General features: G+C 63.4%; 22 protein-coding genes and 1 tRNA gene. 14 read left to right on the top strand and 9 right to left on the bottom strand.

The genetic code is table 11. The features are described 5' to 3' along the window. Positions 1-3: 3 nt before the first annotated feature. Positions 4-1,386, bottom strand: coding sequence for an NAD(P)/FAD-dependent oxidoreductase (locus B6K69_RS05070; protein WP_108643014.1), 1,383 nt, complete (start codon positions 1,384-1,386; stop codon positions 4-6). 171 nt (positions 1,387-1,557) lie between these two features. Here B6K69_RS05070 and B6K69_RS05065 point away from each other — a divergent pair, with 171 nt between their 5' ends. From B6K69_RS05065 to B6K69_RS05055, 3 genes are all read left to right on the top strand, one after another. Continuing rightward, a complete protein-coding gene (locus B6K69_RS05065; protein ID WP_123876536.1) occupies positions 1,558-3,807 on the top strand; it encodes a DUF5906 domain-containing protein in 2,250 nt (749 codons plus the stop codon). A 450-nt stretch (positions 3,808-4,257) separates the two neighbouring features. After that, entirely contained in the window at positions 4,258-4,770 is a 513-nt protein-coding gene (locus B6K69_RS05060) for a hypothetical protein (RefSeq protein ID WP_123876535.1), read from the top strand. Beyond that, on the top strand, positions 4,760-6,517 hold the full coding sequence (locus B6K69_RS05055; protein ID WP_108643011.1) for a phage terminase large subunit family protein: 1,758 nt from the start codon (positions 4,760-4,762) through the stop codon (positions 6,515-6,517). Before B6K69_RS05060 ends, B6K69_RS05055 begins: the two co-directional genes overlap by 11 nt. A gap of 8 nt (positions 6,518-6,525) precedes the next feature. Here B6K69_RS05055 and B6K69_RS17990 read toward each other — a convergent pair whose 3' ends face one another. The 4 genes from B6K69_RS17990 to B6K69_RS18120 all read right to left on the bottom strand — a co-directional run bounded on the left by B6K69_RS17990 (position 6,526) and on the right by B6K69_RS18120 (position 8,001). Continuing rightward, positions 6,526-7,095, bottom strand: coding sequence for a hypothetical protein (locus B6K69_RS17990; protein WP_123876534.1), 570 nt, complete (start codon positions 7,093-7,095; stop codon positions 6,526-6,528). Between the two features lie 24 nt (positions 7,096-7,119). Further along, positions 7,120-7,299, bottom strand: coding sequence for a hypothetical protein (locus B6K69_RS05045; protein WP_108643009.1), 180 nt, complete (start codon positions 7,297-7,299; stop codon positions 7,120-7,122). Positions 7,300-7,550: 251 nt separating this feature from the next. Continuing rightward, the gene (locus B6K69_RS05040) at positions 7,551-7,733 is read right to left on the bottom strand and encodes a hypothetical protein (RefSeq protein ID WP_108643008.1); all 183 of its coding nucleotides are present in this window, start codon (positions 7,731-7,733) and stop codon (positions 7,551-7,553) included. A 97-nt stretch (positions 7,734-7,830) separates the two neighbouring features. Then, positions 7,831-8,001, bottom strand: a complete 171-nt coding sequence (locus tag B6K69_RS18120) for a hypothetical protein (protein ID WP_164681884.1) — start codon at positions 7,999-8,001, stop codon at positions 7,831-7,833. Between the two features lie 315 nt (positions 8,002-8,316). On the opposite strand from B6K69_RS18120, the gene B6K69_RS05035 reads away from it, so the two are divergent. The 7 genes from B6K69_RS05035 (at position 8,317) to B6K69_RS05005 (ending at position 13,980) form a co-directional block, all read left to right on the top strand. Beyond that, the gene (locus tag B6K69_RS05035; RefSeq protein ID WP_108643007.1) at positions 8,317-8,886 is read left to right on the top strand and encodes a hypothetical protein; all 570 of its coding nucleotides are present in this window, start codon (positions 8,317-8,319) and stop codon (positions 8,884-8,886) included. Between the two features lie 92 nt (positions 8,887-8,978). Then, the gene (locus B6K69_RS05030; protein WP_108643006.1) at positions 8,979-10,232 is read left to right on the top strand and encodes a phage portal protein; all 1,254 of its coding nucleotides are present in this window, start codon (positions 8,979-8,981) and stop codon (positions 10,230-10,232) included. Then, positions 10,219-10,350: a hypothetical protein gene (locus B6K69_RS18535; RefSeq protein ID WP_257791676.1), complete on the top strand. Its 132-nt coding sequence runs from the start codon at positions 10,219-10,221 to the stop codon at positions 10,348-10,350. The genes B6K69_RS05030 and B6K69_RS18535 overlap by 14 nt, the downstream gene beginning before the upstream one ends. Next, positions 10,347-12,080: a prohead protease/major capsid protein fusion protein gene (locus B6K69_RS05025; RefSeq protein ID WP_206340544.1), complete on the top strand. Its 1,734-nt coding sequence runs from the start codon at positions 10,347-10,349 to the stop codon at positions 12,078-12,080. Before B6K69_RS18535 ends, B6K69_RS05025 begins: the two co-directional genes overlap by 4 nt. After that, positions 12,080-12,301 carry a phage head-tail joining protein gene (locus tag B6K69_RS05020; protein ID WP_108643005.1) on the top strand — a complete coding sequence of 74 codons (222 nt, stop codon included), beginning with the start codon at positions 12,080-12,082 and terminating at the stop codon, positions 12,299-12,301. The genes B6K69_RS05025 and B6K69_RS05020 overlap by 1 nt, the downstream gene beginning before the upstream one ends. 2 nt (positions 12,302-12,303) lie before the next feature. Beyond that, positions 12,304-12,639, top strand: coding sequence for a DUF2190 family protein (locus B6K69_RS05015; RefSeq protein WP_108643004.1), 336 nt, complete (start codon positions 12,304-12,306; stop codon positions 12,637-12,639). A 270-nt stretch (positions 12,640-12,909) separates the two neighbouring features. Beyond that, on the top strand, positions 12,910-13,980 hold the full coding sequence (locus B6K69_RS05005) for a tyrosine-type recombinase/integrase (protein WP_108643002.1): 1,071 nt from the start codon (positions 12,910-12,912) through the stop codon (positions 13,978-13,980). A 47-nt stretch (positions 13,981-14,027) separates the two neighbouring features. Here the strand turns inward: B6K69_RS05005 and B6K69_RS05000 are convergent. After that, positions 14,028-14,103 (bottom strand) — tRNA-Ile (locus tag B6K69_RS05000). Positions 14,104-14,247: 144 nt separating this feature from the next. Here B6K69_RS05000 and purM point away from each other — a divergent pair. Then, positions 14,248-15,303, top strand: a complete 1,056-nt coding sequence (purM, locus tag B6K69_RS04995; protein ID WP_418260334.1) for a phosphoribosylformylglycinamidine cyclo-ligase — start codon at positions 14,248-14,250, stop codon at positions 15,301-15,303. A 50-nt stretch (positions 15,304-15,353) separates the two neighbouring features. Beyond that, complete coding sequence (purN, locus tag B6K69_RS04990) at positions 15,354-15,902, top strand: phosphoribosylglycinamide formyltransferase (protein WP_236939023.1); 549 nt, start codon at positions 15,354-15,356, stop codon at positions 15,900-15,902. Here the strand turns inward: purN and B6K69_RS04985 are convergent. Both B6K69_RS04985 and B6K69_RS04980 read right to left on the bottom strand, forming a co-directional pair. Continuing rightward, on the bottom strand, positions 15,899-16,279 hold the full coding sequence (locus tag B6K69_RS04985; protein WP_108642999.1) for a YbaN family protein: 381 nt from the start codon (positions 16,277-16,279) through the stop codon (positions 15,899-15,901). The two genes, purN and B6K69_RS04985, sit on opposite strands and share 4 nt — an antisense overlap. Next, complete coding sequence (locus tag B6K69_RS04980; RefSeq protein WP_228156811.1) at positions 16,276-16,686, bottom strand: winged helix-turn-helix transcriptional regulator; 411 nt, start codon at positions 16,684-16,686, stop codon at positions 16,276-16,278. Before B6K69_RS04980 ends, B6K69_RS04985 begins: the two co-directional genes overlap by 4 nt. Positions 16,687-16,783: 97 nt before the next feature. Between B6K69_RS04980 and B6K69_RS04975 the strand changes: the two genes are divergently transcribed. Together B6K69_RS04975 and rnd are read left to right on the top strand one after the other, a co-directional pair. Continuing rightward, entirely contained in the window at positions 16,784-17,887 is a 1,104-nt protein-coding gene (locus B6K69_RS04975) for an NADH:flavin oxidoreductase (protein WP_108642998.1), read from the top strand. A 121-nt stretch (positions 17,888-18,008) separates the two neighbouring features. Then, positions 18,009-19,166 carry a ribonuclease D gene (gene rnd / locus B6K69_RS04970; RefSeq protein WP_107673431.1) on the top strand — a complete coding sequence of 386 codons (1,158 nt, stop codon included), beginning with the start codon at positions 18,009-18,011 and terminating at the stop codon, positions 19,164-19,166. A 202-nt stretch (positions 19,167-19,368) separates the two neighbouring features. Here rnd and B6K69_RS04965 read toward each other — a convergent pair whose 3' ends face one another. Continuing rightward, positions 19,369-19,827: a hypothetical protein gene (locus tag B6K69_RS04965; RefSeq protein ID WP_228156810.1), complete on the bottom strand. Its 459-nt coding sequence runs from the start codon at positions 19,825-19,827 to the stop codon at positions 19,369-19,371. Between the last annotated feature and the right edge of the window lie 58 nt (positions 19,828-19,885).

Genomic DNA, 19,885 nt, shown 5'->3' with positions numbered 1-19,885 from the left:
GACTCAGTGCCCCGTCAGGCGGTTGCCCAGTCCAGCCAGCCACGAGGGCGCGGTGACACCCGGTCGCGCCTCGGCCCGGTCGGCGGCATTCAGCAGCGCATACATGCCATGGACCCCCAGCCAGCGCAGCGGTTCCGGCTCCCATACCCTGGTCTTGCGGTTGACCCAGGGCAGGCGGGTCAGGTCGGTTTGCCGGTCCAGCACCAGATCGGCCAGCGTGCGCCCCGCCAGGTTCGAGGTCGAGACGCCAACGCCGACATAGCCGCCCGCCCAGCCGATGCCGGTGGCGCGGTCAAAGCCTGTGGTGGCGCACCAGTCGCGCGGCACCCCCAGCACCCCGCACCAGGCATGGGCAATGCGGAACTGCCGCGTGATCGGAAAATGCCGATGCAGGATCGCCACCAGCCGCCGGATCGTTTCGGCGTCGGGGGCGCCGTTGCTGTCCAGCGAAGAGCCGAAGCGATAGGGCACGCCCCGGCCGCCAACGGTGATGCGGCCTTCGCGGGTGCGCTGGCAGTAGCAATAGGCATTGGCGAAATCGCCAACGATCTCATGCCCGTCCCAGCCGATTTCTGCCCAGACCTCGGGCGGCAGCGGTTCGGTCGCGATCTGGGCCGAATTCAGCGGCAGCCAGTCCCGCCGCAGCCCCGGCAGGCCGGCGGTGAAGCCCTCGGTGCAGCGCAGGATGGCGCGGGCGCGGACAATGCCGTGATCGGTTTCCACCCGGCCCGGATGCAGGGCGGTGACGGTGGTGCCTTCGAACAGGCGGACGCCGGCGCGTTCCACCGCCTCGGCCAGCCCGCGCACCAGTTTCGCGGGCTGCACGCGGGCGACATTGGTCACCACCATGGCGCTGACCGCGCCCGGAATGTTCAGGCGCGCCCGGGTTTCCCCGGCGCCGATCTCGAACACGCGGTCTTCCTCGCCCCAGCGGCGGCGGTGGGCCACTTCCTCGGACAGGCGCACCGCCTGCGCGGGGTTGACCGCGACCATCAGCTCATCGGTGCGGCGGATGTCGGCGTCGATCCCCTCGGCCTCGGCCACCCGGATCACCTCATCCACGGTGCCGTTCATGGCGGCGACCATGGCCCGCACGCCATCGGTGCCGCCGGTTTCGGCATAACGGGCGTGGTTCCAGGCAAAGCCGCCCGTCAGCCAGCCGCCGTTGCGCCCCGAGGCGCCGAAACCGGCAAACTCTTTCTCAAGCACGATGATGCGCAGCGAAGGATCGGCCTGTTTCAGATACCAGGCCGACCAGAGGCCGGTATAGCCGGCGCCGATGATGCAGACATCCGCCTCGGCATCGCCGGGCAGGGCGGGGCGGCGGGCGGGAAGGCCGATATCGGCATACCAGAAGGAAACGTCGCCCACCCGATCCGGTTGCATGGCACCCCCGCTAGGTTCTGGTGGGCCCGGAGGGAGTGAGGAAATCTAGCGATTTTCGCCGCTTGATCTGTCAAACCGCCCCGAAACGTCTCGCTGTTTTTTCAGGCTTTTTTTCTAGTCTGTCAAACCCCGAGGCACTGCATGAAAGACTTTTCGACCGACCTCAGCGATTTGCTGGGGCTGACGCCACCTGAAACAGAAAACGCCGCCCCGGCTGGCACCGGAAGCGGCGTTGAAACTACGGCGGCTCAGAAAATCGCCTTCGCACAAGATAGCAAAATCAGCCCTCATTTTCAAGCGTGGGCTGCGCTGGACGCCGCGCCTCAGTGGTGCGCTTGGCGCGAAGAACGCCGGGGCGAAAGCTGGACCAAGGTTCCCTATTCGTCGCCTCAGCGCATGGCGCGGGCGAATGATCCTGCCACTTGGTTGACCCGGACGCGGGCTGACGCAGTTGCTGCCGATCTGCCAGCGGAACGCCTCAAGGGCGTGGGCCTGTTCCTTGGCGGCGCGGGCGATCTTTGCTTGGGCGGGATTGACCTCGATAGCTGCCTTGGGTTGCTTGGCGACCTGGAACCGTGGGCAGCGGAAGTGCTGGCGCGGTTCGCATCCTATGCGGAAGTCAGCCCGAGCGGCACCGGGGCCAAGGTCTTCTTTGCCTACCGCGCCGCCGATCTGGAACCGTTGCGGGCGATCATGGGCACGAAATGGGGCAAGTCGTTCTCACGAGGCAGTCACCATGAAATCGCCTTGCATCTGGGCAACCGCTATTTCACCGTGACCGGGCAGCGCCTCGACTCCGCGCCCGCGACTATCGAGACGGTTGACCGGGCGGCGCTGGAATGGCTCATCACCGATGCAGGGCCGCGCTTCAAGGGCGAAGAACCGGCAGCCGCGCCCAAGGATGAATCCCGTTCGGGCCGCGCTTTCCGCATCGCGGGCGAGTGCCGCCGCGCTGGGCTGGACCTGGACGCCTTCAAGGCCGAACTGGCGAAAGACGCCTTGCTTGCCGAATGGGCTAAGGATGCCCGCCAGGTGCAACGCGCTTGGGATCGAAACGCGGGCGAAGACCTGTCGAATCTGCTGAGCGATATGGACGATTTTGATGATGCGCCGCCCGAGACGGGCCAGCGCAACCCTGTCACCGCTTTGAACCGGAATCATGCCGCCGTGATGATCGGGGGCAAGTTTCGGATCATCCGCGAAAAGGGCAGCGACTATGACATATTTGCGCCCGAGGAACTCCATAAGTTGAACGCAAACAACCGCGTGAAAGTGCCGGGCGAAAAGCGCACCGAACCTGTCACCTCAGCCTGGATGCGTCACCCGTCGCGCCGCACCTTTGCGGGCGGGCTTGTCTTCAACCCGAAAGAGACGCCAGCCGGGGCCTATAACGTCTGGCGCGGATGGGCAGTGCAGCCGAACCCGGACGCAAGCTGCGGTCTCTTTCTTGCCCATGTGCGGGACATGATCTGCGATGGCAGCGAACGGGAATTCCAATGGCTCTTGGGCTGGATGGCGCATCTTGTGCAGCATCCCGACCAAAAGCCGGGCACTGCGGTTGTGCTGCGCGGCGCGAAAGGCGCTGGCAAGGATACCGTGGGTCATTATCTCGGGGCGCTGTTCCCGCGCCACCACGTCACCCTGTCTCAGCCGGAACACCTCACCGGGCGCTTCAATGCGCACATGGAAACGGCAATCCTGATCCACCTTGAGGAAGGCTATTGGGCCGGGAACCATGCGGCGGAAGGCGTCCTGAAAAACCTCATCACCTGCCAGACCCTCGAAGTCGAGCGGAAGGGCATTGACCCTTACAAGATCGACCATTTCGGGCGGTTGCTGATTACGTCCAACGCGGAATGGGTTGTGCCAGCGACACCGGGCGAGCGGCGGTTTTTCGTGCTGGACGTGTCGCCAGCCCATGCGAAGGACACTGCCTATTTCGGGGCGATCTGGAAGGAACAGGCGAACGGCGGCGCGGGCGCGCTGCTGCACTTCCTGCAATCCTTCGATCTGGGCGGCTTCGATGTGCGCAACCCGCCCGAGACGGCGGCACTGACGCGGCAGAAACTTGAGGGGCTGCGCAACGTGGAAGCCTGGTGGCATGACCGCCTGAGCGAAGGCACCCTGTCGACCGATGAATTCAGCGAAGACCGCACCGATTGGGAAGGCGAGGCAATCACCGTTTCCCGCGCCATGCTGCGGCGCAACTATGAGGATTGGCTTTCGCGGAAACGCTGGCACGGCAACGTGGCATCGAGTGAGGATTTCAGCAAGCGGCTGCGCATCCTGTGCAGCGGGTTGAAGGATCATCGGGCGCGGGTTTCAGGTGGCAGGGAACGGCAATACGTTCTGCCGCCTTTGGCAGAGTGCCGTGCGGCATTTGCCGAATTCATCGGCGGGGAAATGGAGTGGGATCAATGATCGGCCCTGTTCCATCTTCGCAGATTGAGTGCAGCTCATTTGCCTTGCAGGTGGTCCAAGTGGTCCCCGTAGTGGTCCAAGCGGATGAACCGAAAAAGCCCAATGAAATCAATGCCGGTCCAAGTGGTCCAAGTGGTCCAAGTGGATTCCGATTTGCTCTGGACGGTATGCCCCGTGGCAAGTGGCGACGTGCAGAATGGGCAGGTGGCAGCGCGGGGGCGCGCCAGCCAAGTGAAACCCACCTGGACCACTTGGACCACTTGGACCACGCAACGATTCCAATGGGTTACGAGGCGTTTGGCTTGGACCGACGCTTGGACCACTTGGACCACACAAGATGGGCTGCAACCGATCATAGGTTCTTCCCTAGGGGTGGCACCCGCGGGGACTCCGACCCCCGAAAAAACGCTCTTGACAACAAAATTTGATTCGTGAGGCCACAGGTAAACCATGCTGACCCAATCTGAAACCAGTCTAGATGATCTTTTGGACCTCGATTCCGGCATCCCTATTCCCGGCACCATGACCGAGGCGGAACTTGCCGCCTTCCTTGGGATCGTCACAAGCCGCATTCGCACCCTTCACCGTGAAGGTGTCATGGTGAAGGCCGGGCGGGGCCGGTTCGATGTGCGGGCGTCCCTCGCGAACTACCTTTCCCGGCTGCGTGATGGCGCGGTGAAAGGTGGGGGCCAGGTTCCCGACGACCTGAAAGCCGAAAAGCTGCGGCTGGCGCGGCAACAGGCCGACAAGTTGGAACTTGCCAATGCTGCGGCGCGCGGCGAATTGGTCAGAAGTGCTGACGTAGAACGGGAATGGGCGAACGTGCTGCGGGACGTTCGGTCGACCATGCTGGCCGTGCCGTCGCGCGTCGGATCGAAGCTGGCGCACCTGACCGCGCATGACGTTGCCGAGATCGACTCTGAAATCAAAGCTGCACTGGAAGGGCTGGCAAATGGGAATTGAAATAATCCGCAGCCGCGCGCTGCAAGCCCTGCGACCCCCTGCCGATCTGCCGCTTGCCGAGTGGATCGAACGGAACATCTTCCTGCCCCAGACGGCTTCCGCCCTGCCAGGCAAGATGAAGCTATGGGCCTATCAGCGCGGCATTTGCGATGCCCTCGATGATCCGGAGATTGAGCGCGTGACGGTGCTGAAATCGGCGCGGATCGGCTACACCGCCCTTCTGTCCGGGATCATCGCCAGTCATGTTGCCAATGCGCCCGCGCCGATCTTGGCGGTTCAACCGACTGCCGACGATGCCCGCGACTATGCCGTCGACTTGGAACAGGTGTTTGAAGCGTCCCCCAGCCTTCGCGGGCTTCTGTCCGATGAAGCCGATGAAACCGGGCGCAGCACCATGTTGAATCGGCGCTTTGCCGGGGGCAGCCTGAAATTCTTGGCTGCGAAAAGCCCGCGCAATCTGCGGCGGCACACGGCGAAAATCCTGATCCTCGATGAAATCGACGGCTTCGAAGTGTCTCAGGAAGGCGACCCGATAGAACTGGCGACCATGCGCACGATGACCTTTCGAGATCGGAAGATCATCGCGGGATCGACTCCGGTTTTCGACTATGGCCCGGCAACCCGGCTTTATGACAAGTCGGACAAGCGGATTTATGAGTGCCCGTGCCCGTCCTGCGGCGAATTCTCGGAAATCAAATGGGCCGATATTCGGTGGCGCGAAGGCGAACCGGATTCTGCGCATTGGGTTTGCCCCAATAACGGCTGCGTCGTGGCAGAACGGGACAAGCCCGCAATGGTCGCGGCGGGGCGCTGGCGCGCAACTGCGCCCGAGGTGAAGGGCCATGCCGGGTTCAAGGTGAATGCCCTTATCAGCCCACACTTCAACGCGCGCTGGGGCAAGCTGGCAGCCGAATTCCTGGAAGCCAAGAAAAGCCCGGAAACCTTGCAGACCTTCACCAACCTTGTGCTGGGGGAACCCTGGAAAACGGAAGGCGATGACCTTGATGAACACGAGTTGTTCGGGCGGCGCGAACCCTTCCGCCTTGATACCCTGCCGGATGACGTGCTGTTCCTGACCGCTGGCGTCGACTGCCAGGATGATCGGCTTGAAGTGGTCATCATGGGCCACGGGCGCAGCGACATTTTCGCCCTCGATCACCGGATTTTCTGGGGGCCTATTGACGGGGAAGCCGTCTGGCACGACCTGGACACGCTCTTGCGCGAGAAGTGGCAGCATCCGGGGGGCGGCACAATCCGCATTGACGCGGCCTGCATCGACTCCGGGGACGGGGGACACACTGAGATCGTGAACGGCTTCACCCGCCCGCGCTACGGGCGGCGCGTGGTCAGCATCAAGGGCGTTCCGGGGTTCTCACGGCAATTCTTGCAGAAGTCTGGCACCAAAGGGCAACTGCTTTGGCTTGTCGGTTCGGACGCGGTGAAATCGCAGCTTTTCACCCGACTGGCGCGCGGCGCGGGCGTTCGGTTCGGGGAAGCCCTGGAACCGATCTATTTTGAGCAACTGACCTCTGAGCGGCGCGTGGTGCGCTATGTGCGGGGCGTCCCTCAAGCCCGGTTCGAGCGGATCAAGGGCAAGCGGGCTGAGACGCTGGACGCGACCTGTTACGCATGGGCGGCGCGGCAGTTGATCGGCGCGAACATGGATCGTCGCGCCGAAGAACTGGCATCGGCGGCAGCGCCGAAGAAAGCGCCAGCCGTCATCAAGTCGGCGTGGCTGGCGCGTTGACGCCTAACTCAAGCAGTAAGGCGGGTGAGCCAACTTTTATATCTAGGCTCGAATAGGCGCGGGACGTATTGCTGTGGGATACGAAGGCGTAGCGCAATTTCATAATCGTCAATTTTCAGGTCGGTCCGCTCGCGCTCAAACTGTTCGCGTTGCTTTTCGGGGCACAGAATACCTAGGGCACGCCAGAATGAAGCGAACTCAGACAACATTTGGTCGGAAGGCGTCTCGTTTGCAGCCCCAAACTCATCGATCAGGGATTGGAAAAGCTCTGGTGTACTGGTCTTTGCGTTTTCAGCATCAAAGACATGCATCAGTTCTTTGACGTAGACAAACCGTTCCCAGCAATAGTTCAGGTCACGGGCAAGCAGAATAATATGGCAGCCCAACTGCTGAACAAGACGATGTTCTTGGTTCTGAGGCGTTAGCCATAGTCCGCGAAAAACACGAGTATCCGCGCCAGTCTTCACCGTTCTTATGGCATTAATACCAGAAAGGCGCTTCACCTCTGGGAGAAGCACCTTCCGTGAGATTGGTGTATCTTGTGTTTGAGCGAATTCGTAGAGTTCTTTATAGCTCAAAGTCGCGCCTTGCGGTTGTGAAAATTATTCGTCCACAACGTCATAGTCGCCAGCTTCAAGCTGGGCAAGAACCTTATTAAGTTCCGAAACGAACTGTTCGCTCGAAACATCGCGCTCAGAACCCGGGAACAGCTTGATGTCGGACACATCAAGGCCGTCAGTCCCGAAGAGGCGGTTCTGAGCCAGTATCATCTGACCGGTCATCTTTCATTCCCTTCAAGGCCTTTTGGGGCCACAAACCTGTCAAGCACAAAACGCGCCAGGCAGCAACATAAGTTCTCTTGACACGCCTTGAGATTCTACACAAGGGCTTGACAAGGTTTTTGGCGTTTCGAATCGGCTTGTGGTGTGCTTGCGACACCCACCCTGCCCGATGCGCGTGAACGTTCAGTTAACGTCTCAGTCGCTGTTATCAAGCATGGCGCAACACACAATCCCGTGTTGCGCCCGCTACTTCAGCCCCCAGCGGGCGTCGACCCCAAGTAGGACCGCAAGAGAATGTCGGCAAGGAATTCGTCGTCATTCTCAGCGGCGGCGCGCTTGATCCGCTCAAGCGCCTTGGGGAAGTTGGGATTGGAAATGAATTCGACCATGAGGCGGTCAGCTTCCATTTGGGCGGGCGTGTTTTGCAGGTGCATTTTGGGGACTCCTCTGTTGCGTCCGAATCAGAATTTATCGAGCATACCGCGTGATAAATAGCTGAAATCGAACGTGAATTTCACGTTAGATGTGCTTCTAGGGGTCGACCCGGAACACCCGCGCGACGTTCGGGATCGAGAACGCGCCGAGGTATTTCAGCCTCATTCCGACAATCTCAGCGGCGGTTTCGAAGTTGACCCCAGACTCCATAAGCATCTGGGCAAGCGTCCTGGTGGCGCGCAATTCGGTCTTGGTAAGGGGGCGCATGGATTCGGTTCCTTTTCATGTGCTTCTGTAAAAAGGGGCGGCAGGTGAAATGCCCACACCTGCCGCCCTTCAAGCCGGGTAAGGAACTGAGAGGAATCCCGGCTATCTGCGCACCGGATGCGAGGGAGAACAGGAACCCGCGGCGCGCAAATCCTTCTGTGAATCGGGGCGAGCGCACCCGCCCCGATTCGATGGTCATCAACGTCTGTGGCGCCTTTATGCCATAGCAGAATCAATAATTCCAGTGGAATCTTTGATCTTGCAGAATCGTCAATTCCGATGTAGAAGGTAGGCAAGATAAAGGAGACCGAGACCATGAACACGATCACCCTACGGGACATGGCGAACATCATCGCTACGTCAGAGAAGCGCGCCGAAGAGAAGGTTTTCAACCAACTCAAGGGCCTTGCGGGACGCAACATCCTTACCGCCGTTCCTGACATCTACGGCAAGAAAGGTGCGCTGCTGTTCCCGCAAGAGGAAATCTATCGCGCCAGGATGCTGCTTGCCGCCCTCGACAACGGCTTCGCAGCCGAAGCATTGGCCAAGTTCGACTCTCAGATGCGTAGCGAGTCACGGGAAAGCTACGCTGACGGCAAGCATGTCGAACGCGGCCTGCACCATGCCATTGCTGCGCTTGCAGTGGGCACCGACAAGTGGGTTTTCCAGATCGGACAGCTTCGCGTCGACGGCGAACTCGATTTCAGTGGACATTGGGCAATCAATGGCAGGCACGGAAGCGCGCCGGATTGGCTCGCGCCACCGCCTGATGGCTTTGAATATGACTGCGCCGGTAGCTTTGAAGCCGTCTCGACGATCATGTTTACCAACATTTGCCAGCCGATCTTCGCTGAAATCGAACGGCGCGAGAAGGTGGAGTCCTGATCTTGGGCGTTCTGGACCTCTTCAAGCGCAAGTCCGAACCTGCCCGTGTTCGCAGCTTTGACGGGGCAGCCGGGGGCCGTCGCTCCTCTGGCATGGGGCAATTCGGGCGGATCAATCCCGAGGTTGCGGCGGCTGCACCGTCGCTGCGGTCGCGGGCGTCCTATCTGGCGTTGAACAACCCGTGGATTTCGCAGGCTTGCGCCAACTGGACCGGCGCGCTTGTCGGGGCCGGGATCGTGCCGACCTCGAAACACCCGGACCCAGAACAACGGAAAGCGATCAATGCGTATTTTGAAGAATGGGCTGGCGCTGCTGACAGTGAGTGCCGCACTGACTTTTGGGGGATGCAGGCAATTCTTGCTGACTCGATGGTCAAGGCGGGCGAAGCGGTCGCACTAATCCTCGACACCGAAGACGGGCCGCGCCTGCGGATTATTCCCGCCGATCTTCTGGACGAGGCCAAGACCGGCGAACTGTCGGATGGGCGTTCGATCTTCTCGGGCGTGGAACTGGACCCGAACGGCAAGCGGCTGGCCTATTGGATCGTGCCGGAAAAGCCCGGCAACCTTTTCGCGCAATCGCAGAGTGTTCGCCTTGATGCCGCTTCCGTGCTGCACGTCTTCAAGCCGCTGGCACCGGGACAGGTGCGGGGCGTGTCTTGGCTTGCCACTGTCATCCTGCCTGCTGGCGACTTCGATCAACTCTGCGATGCCCTGCTTGTCGGGGCCAAGGTTGCCGCGATGCACACCGGCTTCATTACCGACATGAACGGCACGTCGACCGATGCCTATGACGATCAAGGCGACGTGAGCCTTGAGCCGGGGGCGCTGCGGCGGCTTGGCGTCGGGCAGGACGTGAAATTCAATACGCCGGGCCAACTGCAACAGGTGGAAGCCTTCCTGAAACTCAATCTGCGGCAGTTGGCGGCTGGCCTTGGGCTGCCCGATCACCTGCTTTCGGGCGATCTGACGGGGGCGAACTATTCCAGCTTGCGGGCGGGGTTGCTGCCCTTCCGCACCCGCGTTGAACAAATCCAGTATGGCACCCTTGTTCCGCAGTTTCTCGCGCCCGTCTGGCGCAAGGTCATCGCGCATGGCGTCCTGTCGGGCGAACTGGATGCCCCCGATTTCGAGCGCAACCCGGCTGCGTATCTCACCGCTGAATGGCTTCCGCCGCGCCCGCTGCAAGTCGACCCGCTGAAAGACATTCAGGCGACGGTTGCCGAACTGGAAGCCGGGCTGACCTCGCGCCGCAAGGCGGTCGCTGAACGCGGCTGGAACCTCGATGACCTTGACGCGGAACGCGCCGCCGATGGGCAACAGGGCGGGGGTGATGAAAAAGCCTAAGCCGATCAGCCTAACAAACGGGCTGCGGCGCTGGATGGCGCAAGAATGCTCGAAAGCCCCGATCACGCTGCCCAAGGCACCTTGGGACGCCAAGACCGAAAAGGAAGTCACCCAATGAACATGCTTCACCGCGCGGCAGACTTTCAGCCTGAGTCCTTCAATGCGGATGGGCTGACGGTTGATGCCGTCATTTCCACCTTTGCCGATGTGACCCGCCGCGATGCCCGTGGCGCGTATCTGGAACGGCTGGACCCTGCCGGGCTGGACCTGTCGCGGCTGGTGGGCGCACCCGTCCTGGACGGGCACCGCCAGGGTTCTGCCCGCGACGTTATCGGCACTGTCACGGCGCACCGGATGGAAGGGGGCCAGCTTGTCGCCTCGATCCGTCTCAGCGGCGCGGCTGACGCTGCCCCCGTTGTCGAACGCATCCGCGAAGGCACCCTGAAAGGCGTGTCTGTCGGATACAAGGTTACGCGCTGGTCTGAGGGGACGGACCCGCAAACGAAATCGCGCACCCGCACGGCGGCGGCGTGGGCGATCTTTGAAGTTTCCGCCGTCCCTGTCCCTGCCGATTCCGGCGCAACCTTCCGAGGCCAAACCCCTATGCTTGATGAAAACCAGAATGACTCGGTGCAGCACCGCGCCGAAATTCGCACCATTGCCCGCGCGGCTGGTCTGCCTGCCGAATGGGCTGACGCTCAGATTGACGCGGACGCCACCGTGACCGAGGCGCGCGCGGCTGCTTTCGATGAAATCCAGAAGCGGGGCCGCACCGTCCCGACGATCCGCGTGACCGGCTCGAATGACGATCCGGCGCAAATCCAGACCCGCGCCGCCGATGCACTGGCGTTCCGCATGGCCGGGGGCGAACTGCCCGATGCCAGCCGCGAATTCGTGGGCATGAGCCTGCGTGATCTGGCAGCCGAAAGCTTGACTCGTTCGGGTGTGTCGACCCGTGGCATGAGCGCGGATGAAGTGTTCCACCGTTCGCTTGGCACGTCCGACTTCCCGCTGGTGGTCAGCAACGCGATGGGCAAGGTCGCGGCCCAGGCCTACAAGGCAGCGGAGTCCCCACTCAAGGCTCTGGCGCGTCAACGGACCCTTCCCAACTTCAAAACGTCGACCTCGATCCGCATCGGGGAAATGGGCCGTCTTGAGGAAATGACCGAAGACGGCGAATTCACCCACACGAACCGCGCCGAAGCGGGCGAGACGATGGCGCTCAAGACCTTCGGTCGCGCGATCAACGTCAGCCGCAAGCTGCTGATCGACGATGACCTTGGACTCCTTGGCGACATGACTGCCGCGATGGGCCAAGCCGCTGCGCAGACGGAAGCCGAAGAACTGGTAAAGCTGTTCACGGGCAATCCGAACCTGAGCGACGGCACGGCGGTCTTCCATGCCTCGCGCGGCAACACGGCGGCGGCGCTTCTGCCGGTCCTGTCGGAAGCTGCCCTGACGGCTGCCCGCAAGCATATGCGCACCGTGAAGGGGCTGGACGGCAAGACGATCATCAATGCCGTGCCGAAGTATCTGGTGGTTTCGCCCGATCTGGAAACGGACGCGGAAAAGCTGCTGGCGACGATCTATGCCGCGACCACGGATGACGTGCAGCCGATCAAGCTGACGCTGGTTGTCGAACCCCGGCTGACCGGCGATGCGTGGTATCTGCTGGCAGACCCGGCTTCCGTGCCTTCGATCCAGTATGCCTATCTGAGCGCGGCGCAAGGCGTCCAGATTCAGCGGCAAGAGGCGTGGGATACTCTTGGGCTGAAATACCGGGCCTTCCTCGATTTCGGCTGCGGCTGGCTCGACTGGCGCGGCGCGTTCCGTTCCGAGGAATCGTGATGGCCGTGACCCTCGCCCAACTTGAGGCTTACCGGGAACGGCTCATGGATGCCAAATTCTCGGGGGCGCTCATGGTGCAGGACAGTAGCGGGGAAATGATCCGCTACCGTTCTCATAGCGAATTGGCGGCGGCACTCGCCAGCCTGGACGCTGAAATCCGCAACCTTACGGGCGGTCATCGCCCGTCCACCGTTCAATTCCAAACCTCGAAAGGCGTGTAATCATGGCCAAGAATTACGTTCAAAAGGGTGACACGATCACCATTGCCGCCCCTGTGGCGGTTGTCTCGGGCGGTATCGTGCAAGCCGGTTCCATCATCGGCGTTGCGGCTGGCAAAGCTGCTATCGGTGAAAAGGTCGACATCGTGACGATGGGAGTCTTTGAACTGCCCAAGGTTGCCAGCGAAGCCTACGCGGGGCCGGGCGTTCCGGTCTATTACAACTCGGGCAACGGACTCGTCACCTCGACTGCCAGCGGCAATACCAAGCTGGGCGTGGCAATCGAGTCCGTCGCTGCCAGCACCGGCACCGTTAAAGTGCGGCTCTCGGGCGCGTTCTGAGGCGACTATGGGCACCCCGGCACGTCATAAGGTCTTACCCCTTCCCGTTGCGCGGCTTCTGTCGCGCCCGGAAGCGGCTGCCTATGCCGGGGTGTCCCCGACTACCTTTGATCGCATGATGGGCGACGGTATCATGCCCGGCCCGAAAAAGGTCTACGGGCGCGTCTTGTGGGATGTGCGGGCGCTGGACGCCGCAATTGATTGCTTGCCGGGAGACGGCGTGTCGACGGAGAGTGTCGACACAGGTAACGAATGGAATGAGGTGCTGCGATGATGCGCAAGCCCCCGAAGTATTGCCAAGGCTTCCTCGATCGGCATGGGCGGTCGCGCTGGTATTTCCGCCGTCCCGGCTTTGACCGTGTTGCACTTCCCGGCCTGCCGTGGAGTCCCGAATTCATGGCGGCATATGAGGCTGCTACCAAGGGCGGGGTGCAGACGGAAGGGGCAGGGGCCGCGAAGACCTCACCCGGCACCGTTGCTGCCCTTGTCGTCAGCTATTATCGCTCAGCGGAATTTCTCAATCTCAAGCCGATCACCCAGCGAACCTATCGCAGCACAATTGAACCCTTTCGTGAACAGCACGGCGACAAGACAGTTGCGAAGCTGAAACGGGAACACGTCAAGGCGATCATAGCCAAGCTGGCAGATCGGCCCGCCGTTGCCAACAATAGGCTCAAGACAATCAAGATTCTGATGCGCCATGCCGTTGAAACCGGGATGCGCCCGGATGACCCAACCTTGGGCATTCGCAAGTTGCGCACCGGATCATCGGGCTATCGCACCTGGACCGAGGCCGAAATCCAGAAGTATTACGACAAACACCCGACCGGAAGCCGCGCCCGGCTGGCGCTGGACCTCATGCTTTACACCGGGCAGCGCCGGGCTGACGTTGTGCGCATGGGCTTGCAGCATCTTCGGGACGGGGTGCTTACCCTTCGCCAGTCCAAGACCGGAACCGAGGTTGAAATCCCGCTGCACCCCGTTCTTCGGGCTTCGCTGGACGCGCTGCCCAAGAAGAACATGACGTTCCTTCTGACGGAATACGGCAAGCCCTTCGCCGTGGCCGGGTTTGGGAATTGGTTTCGGGACCGGGTGACGGAAGCCGGGCTGCCCGATGGGCTTTCGGCGCATGGTTTGCGGAAGGCGGCTTGCCGTCGCTTGGCTGAGGCCGGATGCACCGGGCCGCAGATCATGGCTATCTCAGGCCACAAGAATCTCAAGGAAGTGCAGACCTATATTCAGGCTGCCGACCGTCTCGGACTCGCCCGCGAGGCCCTGAAAAGGCAGCTTGCAGCGGACGAAGAGAGAACAAAAATTGTCAAACCTGCTGGGCAGGTTTGACAAAATGCCGCGTAAGCACCTGAAAACAAATGCGACTGACGCGGGGGTGGTAGGCCCGGAGGGACTCGAACCCCCAACCAAGGCGTTATGAGCGCCCAGCTCTGACCATTGAGCTACAGGCCCACGCTGCCGACTTGGGTAGCAGATGCGGCCGAAGCGTCAAGTCGAAGGGGCGGAAACGCCCGGGGACTGCGCCGCTTTGTTGCGCCTTGCGGGCAAAACGCGTAAGGCGTCCGCGACGGCGGGTCGATGGCAGGAGCGGGCATGATGACCAAGGAAAAGACGGGGCATAACGGGCTGACCTATGCCGATGCGGGCGTGGACATCGACGCCGGGAACCGTCTGGTCGACCGCATCAAGCCGGCCGCCAAATCGACCGGCCGACCGGGCGTGATGGGCGGGCTTGGCGGCTTTGGCGCGCTGTTCGACCTCAAGGCGGCGGGCTACACCGACCCGGTTCTTGTCGCGGCGACCGATGGTGTCGGCACCAAGCTGCGGATCGCCATCGACACCGGCAATGTGGACACGATCGGCATCGACCTGGTGGCCATGTGCGTGAACGATCTGGTCTGTCAGGGCGCCGAACCGCTGTTCTTCCTGGACTATTTCGCCACCGGCAAGCTGGAGGTGGATCAGGCCGCCCGCATCATCGAGGGCATCGCCAAGGGCTGTGCCGATTCGGGCTGCGCGCTGATCGGCGGCGAGACGGCGGAAATGCCGGGAATGTATCACAAGGGCGACTTCGACCTTGCCGGCTTTGCCGTGGGTGCGATGGAACGGGGCGAAGACCTGCCGCGCGGCGTGGCGGCGGGGGATGTGCTGCTGGGTCTGGCGTCCAGCGGGGTTCATTCCAACGGCTACAGCTTCGTGCGCAAGGTGGTGGAACTGTCGGGCTTGGGCTGGGACGCGCCCTCGCCGTTCTCGTCCGGCACACTGGGCGAGGCGCTGCTGGCGCCGACGCGGCTTTATGTCCGGCAGGCGCTGGCGGCGGTGCGGGCGGGCGGGGTGCATGGGCTGGCCCATATCACCGGCGGCGGCCTGACCGAGAACCCGCCGCGGGTGCTGCCCGAAGGTCTGGCCTGCGAGATTGACCTGTCGTCCTGGACCCTGCCGCCGGTGTTCCGCTGGCTGGCCAGCACCGCGAACATGGCCGAGGCCGAGTTGCTCAAGACCTTCAACTGCGGCATCGGGCTGATCGTGGTCGCCGCGCCCGACCGGGCCGAGGCCCTGGCGCAGGTGCTGCGCGAGGCGGGCGAGAGTGTCACCGAGATTGGCCGCGTCGTGGAAGGCGAAGGCGTCATCTACAAGGGCCGCCTGCTGTGACAGCCGCACCACGGCGCGTTGCCATCCTGATTTCGGGCGGCGGGTCGAACATGGTGAAGCTGGTCGAAAGCATGACCGGCGATCATCCGGCGCGGCCGGTGCTGGTGCTGTCGAACGATCCTGCCGCCTCGGGGCTGGACAAGGCGCGCGCCCTGGGTGTGCCGGTGGCGGCGGTGGATCATCGCCCCTTCGGCCGCGACCGCGCGGCGTTTGAAGCCGCCCTTTTGCAGCCCTTGCTGGCGGCCAGCCCCGATGTGGTCTGCCTTGCCGGTTTCATGCGGGTGCTGACGCCGGCCTTTGTGGCGCGGCTCGCGGGGCGGATGCTGAACATTCACCCGTCGCTGCTGCCCGCCTATCCGGGCCTGCACACCCATCAGCGCGCGCTGGACGCAGGCGATGCGCAGGCCGGCTGCACCGTGCATGAGGTGACGGCCGATCTGGATGCAGGGCCGGTTCTTGGCCAGGCGCGGGTGCCGGTCCTGCCGGGCGATACCGCCGACAGTCTGGCCGCGCGGGTTCTGGTGCAGGAACACCGGCTTTATCCGGCGGTGCTGCGCCGCTTTGCGGCAGGCGACCGTACGCCGGTTTTGCTGGGTTAGGTGCGCGGTCCCGAAGGGCGGGTCACGATCCAGCCCGCCATGACCGCCAGCGCCGTGCCTTGCGCCACCAGAACCCATGGCGCCAGCCGCAACGCAACGCTAAGGCCGAAGGCGGCAGCCATGGCGATTACGGCGGCAATCTTGCCCTTGCGCGGGATCGCCCGGTGATCGCGCCAGTCCCGGATCGCCGGACCAAAGACGCGATGCCCCAGCAGCCAGTCATGCAGCCGGGGCGAGGATTGCGCGAAACAGGCGGCGGCCAGAATGACAAAGGGTGTGGTGGGCAAAAGCGGCAAGGCCACGCCGACCAGCGCCAGCAGTAGCGCCGCCAGCCCGCCCGCGAACCACAAGGCGCGGGCCGGCGTCCAGCCCGTCATTCCGCGGCCGCACGGTCAAAGGCCGCCCGCGCCGCCTCGACCGCAGGGATCGAGGATTTGACCCAGTAATACAGCGTCCGAAAGGCCGGCAGCAGCGTGCAGCCCAGATCGCTGAGCGCATATTCCACCGCCACGGGCGACGTTGCCAGCACCCGGCGATGCACCAGACCGTTGCGTTCCAGCCGGCGCAGGGTCTGGGTCAGCGATTTCTGCGACACGCCTTCCAGCGACCGCTTGATCGCGTTGAACCGCTGCGGCGCGTGTTCCAGCACCGCCAGCACCATGACCGACCATTTGTCGACGATCTGGTCGAACAGTTCGCGCGTGGGACATTCGGCATGGAAATGCGCCATGCAGGAACTGTTCCAGACCGAGGTGGCGGGCTGCGCGGTTTGCAGCATGTTCATGCGGTTACCTCCGGGTGACCTGGTGTCTTTCAGGTGCCTAATTGACACCAGGTTTCCAGAATATACCTATGCCGCATCCGCGAAAAGGAGAATTGTGATGACCCGTGGCACCGATGTGCTTTTCCGCCCGTTCCAACTCAAGGGCCTGGACCTCAAGAACCGCATCGTCATGGCGCCCATGACACGCAACATGACCGAGGGCGGCACCCCGGTTGCCCGCAATGCCGACTATTACCGCCGCCGGGCGGCGGGCGGGGTGGGGCTGATCCTGTCGGAAGGCACGGTGATTGACCGCCCCACCTCGCGCAACCTGCCGAACATTCCGCTGTTTCATGGCGAGGCGGCGCTTGCGGGCTGGAAATCGGTGATCGACGCGGTGCATGGCGCCGGCGGCCGGATGGGACCGCAGATCTGGCATACCGGATCAACCCGCGCCGGCTGGGAACCGGATCTGCCGGTCGAAAGCCCCTCGGGACTGGTCGGCCCCGGCGATGCCCGCGGCCGCGCGATGAGCGAGGAAGACATCGCCGACACCATCGCCGCCTATGCCCGTGCTGCGGCCGATGCCAGGCGGCTGGGGTTTGACGTGGCCGAGTTGCACGGCGCGCATGGCTATCTGATCGACCAGTTCTTCTGGGATGGCACCAACGTCCGGCAGGACCGCTGGGGCGGCGCGACGATCCGGGAACGCGCCCGCTTTGCCGTCGAGGTGGTCAAGGCCACCCGCGCGGCCATCGGGCCGGACTTCCCGCTGATCCTGCGCCTGTCGCAGTGGAAGCAGCAGGATTACACCGCCCGTCTCGCCCGGACTCCGGCCGAGATGGAAGACTGGCTTGGTCCGCTGTCCGAGGCCGGCGTGGATGTCTTCCATTGCTCGCAGCGCAAGTTCTGGGTGGCCGAATTCCCCGAGATCGACGGCGAGGACGGGCTGAACTTCGCCGGCTGGGCGAAGAAGATCACCGGCAAGCCGACCATCAGCGTCGGCTCGGTCGGGCTGGACGGCGAATTCTTCTCGGCCTTCCGTGGCGAAGGCGCGCCGGCAAGCCCGCTGGACAAGCTGATTGCCCGGATGGAGCGCGAGGAGTTCGACCTGATCGCCGTCGGTCGCGCCCTGATCAGCGACCCGGATTGGGTACGCCATGTGCAGGCCGGGGCAGGGGCAAAGGGCTTTGCCGCCGCCGATCTGGCGGAACTTGTGTGAAATCCGTCGCCGGGGCCGCGAAATGCGGCCCTGCACACCGGCGAGAGGGTTCCCATCCCGCCCCGCCGCGCCTATAGCGGGGATGGCGGGATACCCCCGCGAACCCGGACGAAAGACGCCCATGCGCACGATCACCACGACCGAAGACCTTGCCGCCTTCTGCGAGGCCGCCAAGGCGGGCCCCTACGTCACCCTCGATACCGAGTTCCTGCGAGAGCGGACCTACTGGTCGAAGCTGTGCCTTCTGCAGATGGCGCTGCCCGGCAAGGAAGGCGAGGCGGTTCTGGTCGACCCGATCGAGGGCGCCGAGATGAGCCTTGAACCGCTGTATGACCTGTTCCGCCACGAGGCGACGGTCAAGGTGTTCCACGCCGCCCGGCAGGATCTGGAGATCTTCTTCGTCGAAGGGGGCGTGTTCCCGAAGCCGCTGTTCGATACCCAGATCGCGGCCATGGTCTGCGGCTTTGGCGAACAGGTCGGCTATGAGACGCTGGTCAAGAAGATTGCCAAGGCCGGTCTGGACAAGACCAGCCGCTTCACCGACTGGTCGCGCCGACCGCTGAGCGAGGCGCAGAAGGATTACGCCATCGCCGATGTCACCCATCTGCGGGTGATCTACGAATGGCTGTCCGACCAGTTGCGCAAGAACGGCCGCAGTCCCTGGGTCGAGGAAGAGCTGGCGATCCTGACCGACCCGGCCACCTATACCGTCCACCCCGATGACGCCTGGCAGCGGATCAAGACCCGCACCAGCTCGGGCCGTTTCCTGGCGGTCGTCAAGGAACTGGCGCGGTTCCGCGAACATTATGCGCAAACCCAGAACGTGCCCCGATCGCGGGTGATGAAGGATGATGCGCTGCTGGAACTGGCCTCGACCCGGCCGCAAAACGCCGAAGAACTGGGCCGGTCGCGGTTGCTGATGCGCGAAGGGCGCAAGCCCGAGATCGCCGAAGGCATCCTGGCGGCGGTCAAGCGCGGGCTGGAGATGCGGCCCGAGGACATGCCCAAGGTCGAATCGCAGGGCGATGCGCCCCAGGTGAACGGCGCGCTGGCCGATCTGCTGCGGGTGCTGCTCAAGGCCAAGGCCGAACAACTGGGCGTGGCGCCGCGGCTGATCGCCTCGTCGGCCGATCTGGATGCGATCGCCGCGGGCGGTCGCGACGGGGCCGCCCTGCAAGGCTGGCGCCGCGAAGCCTTTGGCGACGATGCGCTGCGCCTGTGCCGCGGCGAGATTGCCCTGTCGGCCAAAGGCACCGAAGTGCGCGTCGTCCGGCTCTGACCGCAGCGCGACCTTGCGGAGCGCCCGCGCAAGGCGCGGTCGCACACCCTTCTTCTCGCCTCTGCGCGCAACCGGCTCGGGATGTTGCTCCGGCGGGGATATTTCTCGACAGATGAAAGACAGGGTGGCCCATGCCCTTTCATCTGTCCCGAAATATCCCGGGGGTGCGGGGCAGCGCCCCCGCCCGTGGGCGCTGCAAACCTCAGCGGCGGGAGCTGCGGGCGTTCGACTGGCCTTGCACGACAATCTCGCGCACGTTTTCCAGCTTGCGTTGCGACAGCGACAGCGCCGCCGTCACTTCGCGCGACTGGGGCAGGTTCACATCGGTCCGGGTCACCGGAGGCAGGATGCGGAACTCCAGCACCAGAAGACCGTTTTCGGTGACCGGCTGCGCCACCAGTTCGGCGTTCCACCAGCCTTGGGTCGGGGTGCGCCCGGTGGCGCGCACGATGGCGCCGGTGGGCAGCGGTTCGACCGCCATCGACACCACTTCACCGACAAGGTTGCGCGCATCCTGCGGGGCGGCGGGCAGGGCGACCTGCTCGCGCGGTTCGGACCGGCCGAACCAGTTGAACGGGTTGAGCTTGCTGCTGCGCACGCGGGCGCAACCGCCCACGGCAAGGGCCAGCGACAGCGACAGCGCGAAGGTGCGGCGGTTCATGGGCGTCTCCATCTTCTGACCACTGGCTAGCGCACCGGGCGCGCTTTGAAAAGCGCCC

The organism is Pseudogemmobacter blasticus (assembly GCF_003071405.1).
Classification (GTDB): Bacteria; Pseudomonadota; Alphaproteobacteria; order Rhodobacterales; family Rhodobacteraceae; genus Pseudogemmobacter; species Pseudogemmobacter blasticus.
This window is presented reverse-complemented; position numbering and strand designations above follow the sequence as displayed.

Bases quoted from the DNA above. Each gene is read 5' to 3' on its own strand.
- B6K69_RS05025 (WP_206340544.1), top strand. From the start codon at position 10,347: ATGAACATGCTTCACCGCGCGGCAGACTTTCAGCCTGAGTCCTTCAAT.
- B6K69_RS05030 (WP_108643006.1), top strand. From the start codon at position 8,979: ATGGGGCAATTCGGGCGGATCAATCCCGAGGTTGCGGCGGCTGCACCG.
- B6K69_RS18535 (WP_257791676.1), top strand. From the start codon at position 10,219: ATGAAAAAGCCTAAGCCGATCAGCCTAACAAACGGGCTGCGGCGCTGG.
- B6K69_RS05020 (WP_108643005.1), top strand. From the start codon at position 12,080: ATGGCCGTGACCCTCGCCCAACTTGAGGCTTACCGGGAACGGCTCATG.
- B6K69_RS05015 (WP_108643004.1), top strand. From the start codon at position 12,304: ATGGCCAAGAATTACGTTCAAAAGGGTGACACGATCACCATTGCCGCC.
- B6K69_RS18120 (WP_164681884.1), bottom strand. From the start codon at position 8,001: ATGCGCCCCCTTACCAAGACCGAATTGCGCGCCACCAGGACGCTTGCC.
- purN (WP_236939023.1), top strand. From the start codon at position 15,354: ATGGTGAAGCTGGTCGAAAGCATGACCGGCGATCATCCGGCGCGGCCG.
- B6K69_RS05035 (WP_108643007.1), top strand. From the start codon at position 8,317: ATGAACACGATCACCCTACGGGACATGGCGAACATCATCGCTACGTCA.
- rnd (WP_107673431.1), top strand. From the start codon at position 18,009: ATGCGCACGATCACCACGACCGAAGACCTTGCCGCCTTCTGCGAGGCC.
- B6K69_RS04985 (WP_108642999.1), bottom strand. From the start codon at position 16,279: ATGACGGGCTGGACGCCGGCCCGCGCCTTGTGGTTCGCGGGCGGGCTG.
- B6K69_RS05070 (WP_108643014.1), bottom strand. From the start codon at position 1,386: ATGCAACCGGATCGGGTGGGCGACGTTTCCTTCTGGTATGCCGATATC.
- B6K69_RS05060 (WP_123876535.1), top strand. From the start codon at position 4,258: ATGCTGACCCAATCTGAAACCAGTCTAGATGATCTTTTGGACCTCGAT.
- B6K69_RS04975 (WP_108642998.1), top strand. From the start codon at position 16,784: ATGACCCGTGGCACCGATGTGCTTTTCCGCCCGTTCCAACTCAAGGGC.
- B6K69_RS04965 (WP_228156810.1), bottom strand. From the start codon at position 19,827: ATGAACCGCCGCACCTTCGCGCTGTCGCTGTCGCTGGCCCTTGCCGTG.
- B6K69_RS05045 (WP_108643009.1), bottom strand. From the start codon at position 7,299: ATGACCGGTCAGATGATACTGGCTCAGAACCGCCTCTTCGGGACTGAC.
- purM (WP_418260334.1), top strand. From the start codon at position 14,248: ATGACCAAGGAAAAGACGGGGCATAACGGGCTGACCTATGCCGATGCG.
- B6K69_RS04980 (WP_228156811.1), bottom strand. From the start codon at position 16,686: ATGAACATGCTGCAAACCGCGCAGCCCGCCACCTCGGTCTGGAACAGT.
- B6K69_RS05005 (WP_108643002.1), top strand. From the start codon at position 12,910: ATGATGCGCAAGCCCCCGAAGTATTGCCAAGGCTTCCTCGATCGGCAT.
- B6K69_RS05040 (WP_108643008.1), bottom strand. From the start codon at position 7,733: ATGCACCTGCAAAACACGCCCGCCCAAATGGAAGCTGACCGCCTCATG.
- B6K69_RS05055 (WP_108643011.1), top strand. From the start codon at position 4,760: ATGGGAATTGAAATAATCCGCAGCCGCGCGCTGCAAGCCCTGCGACCC.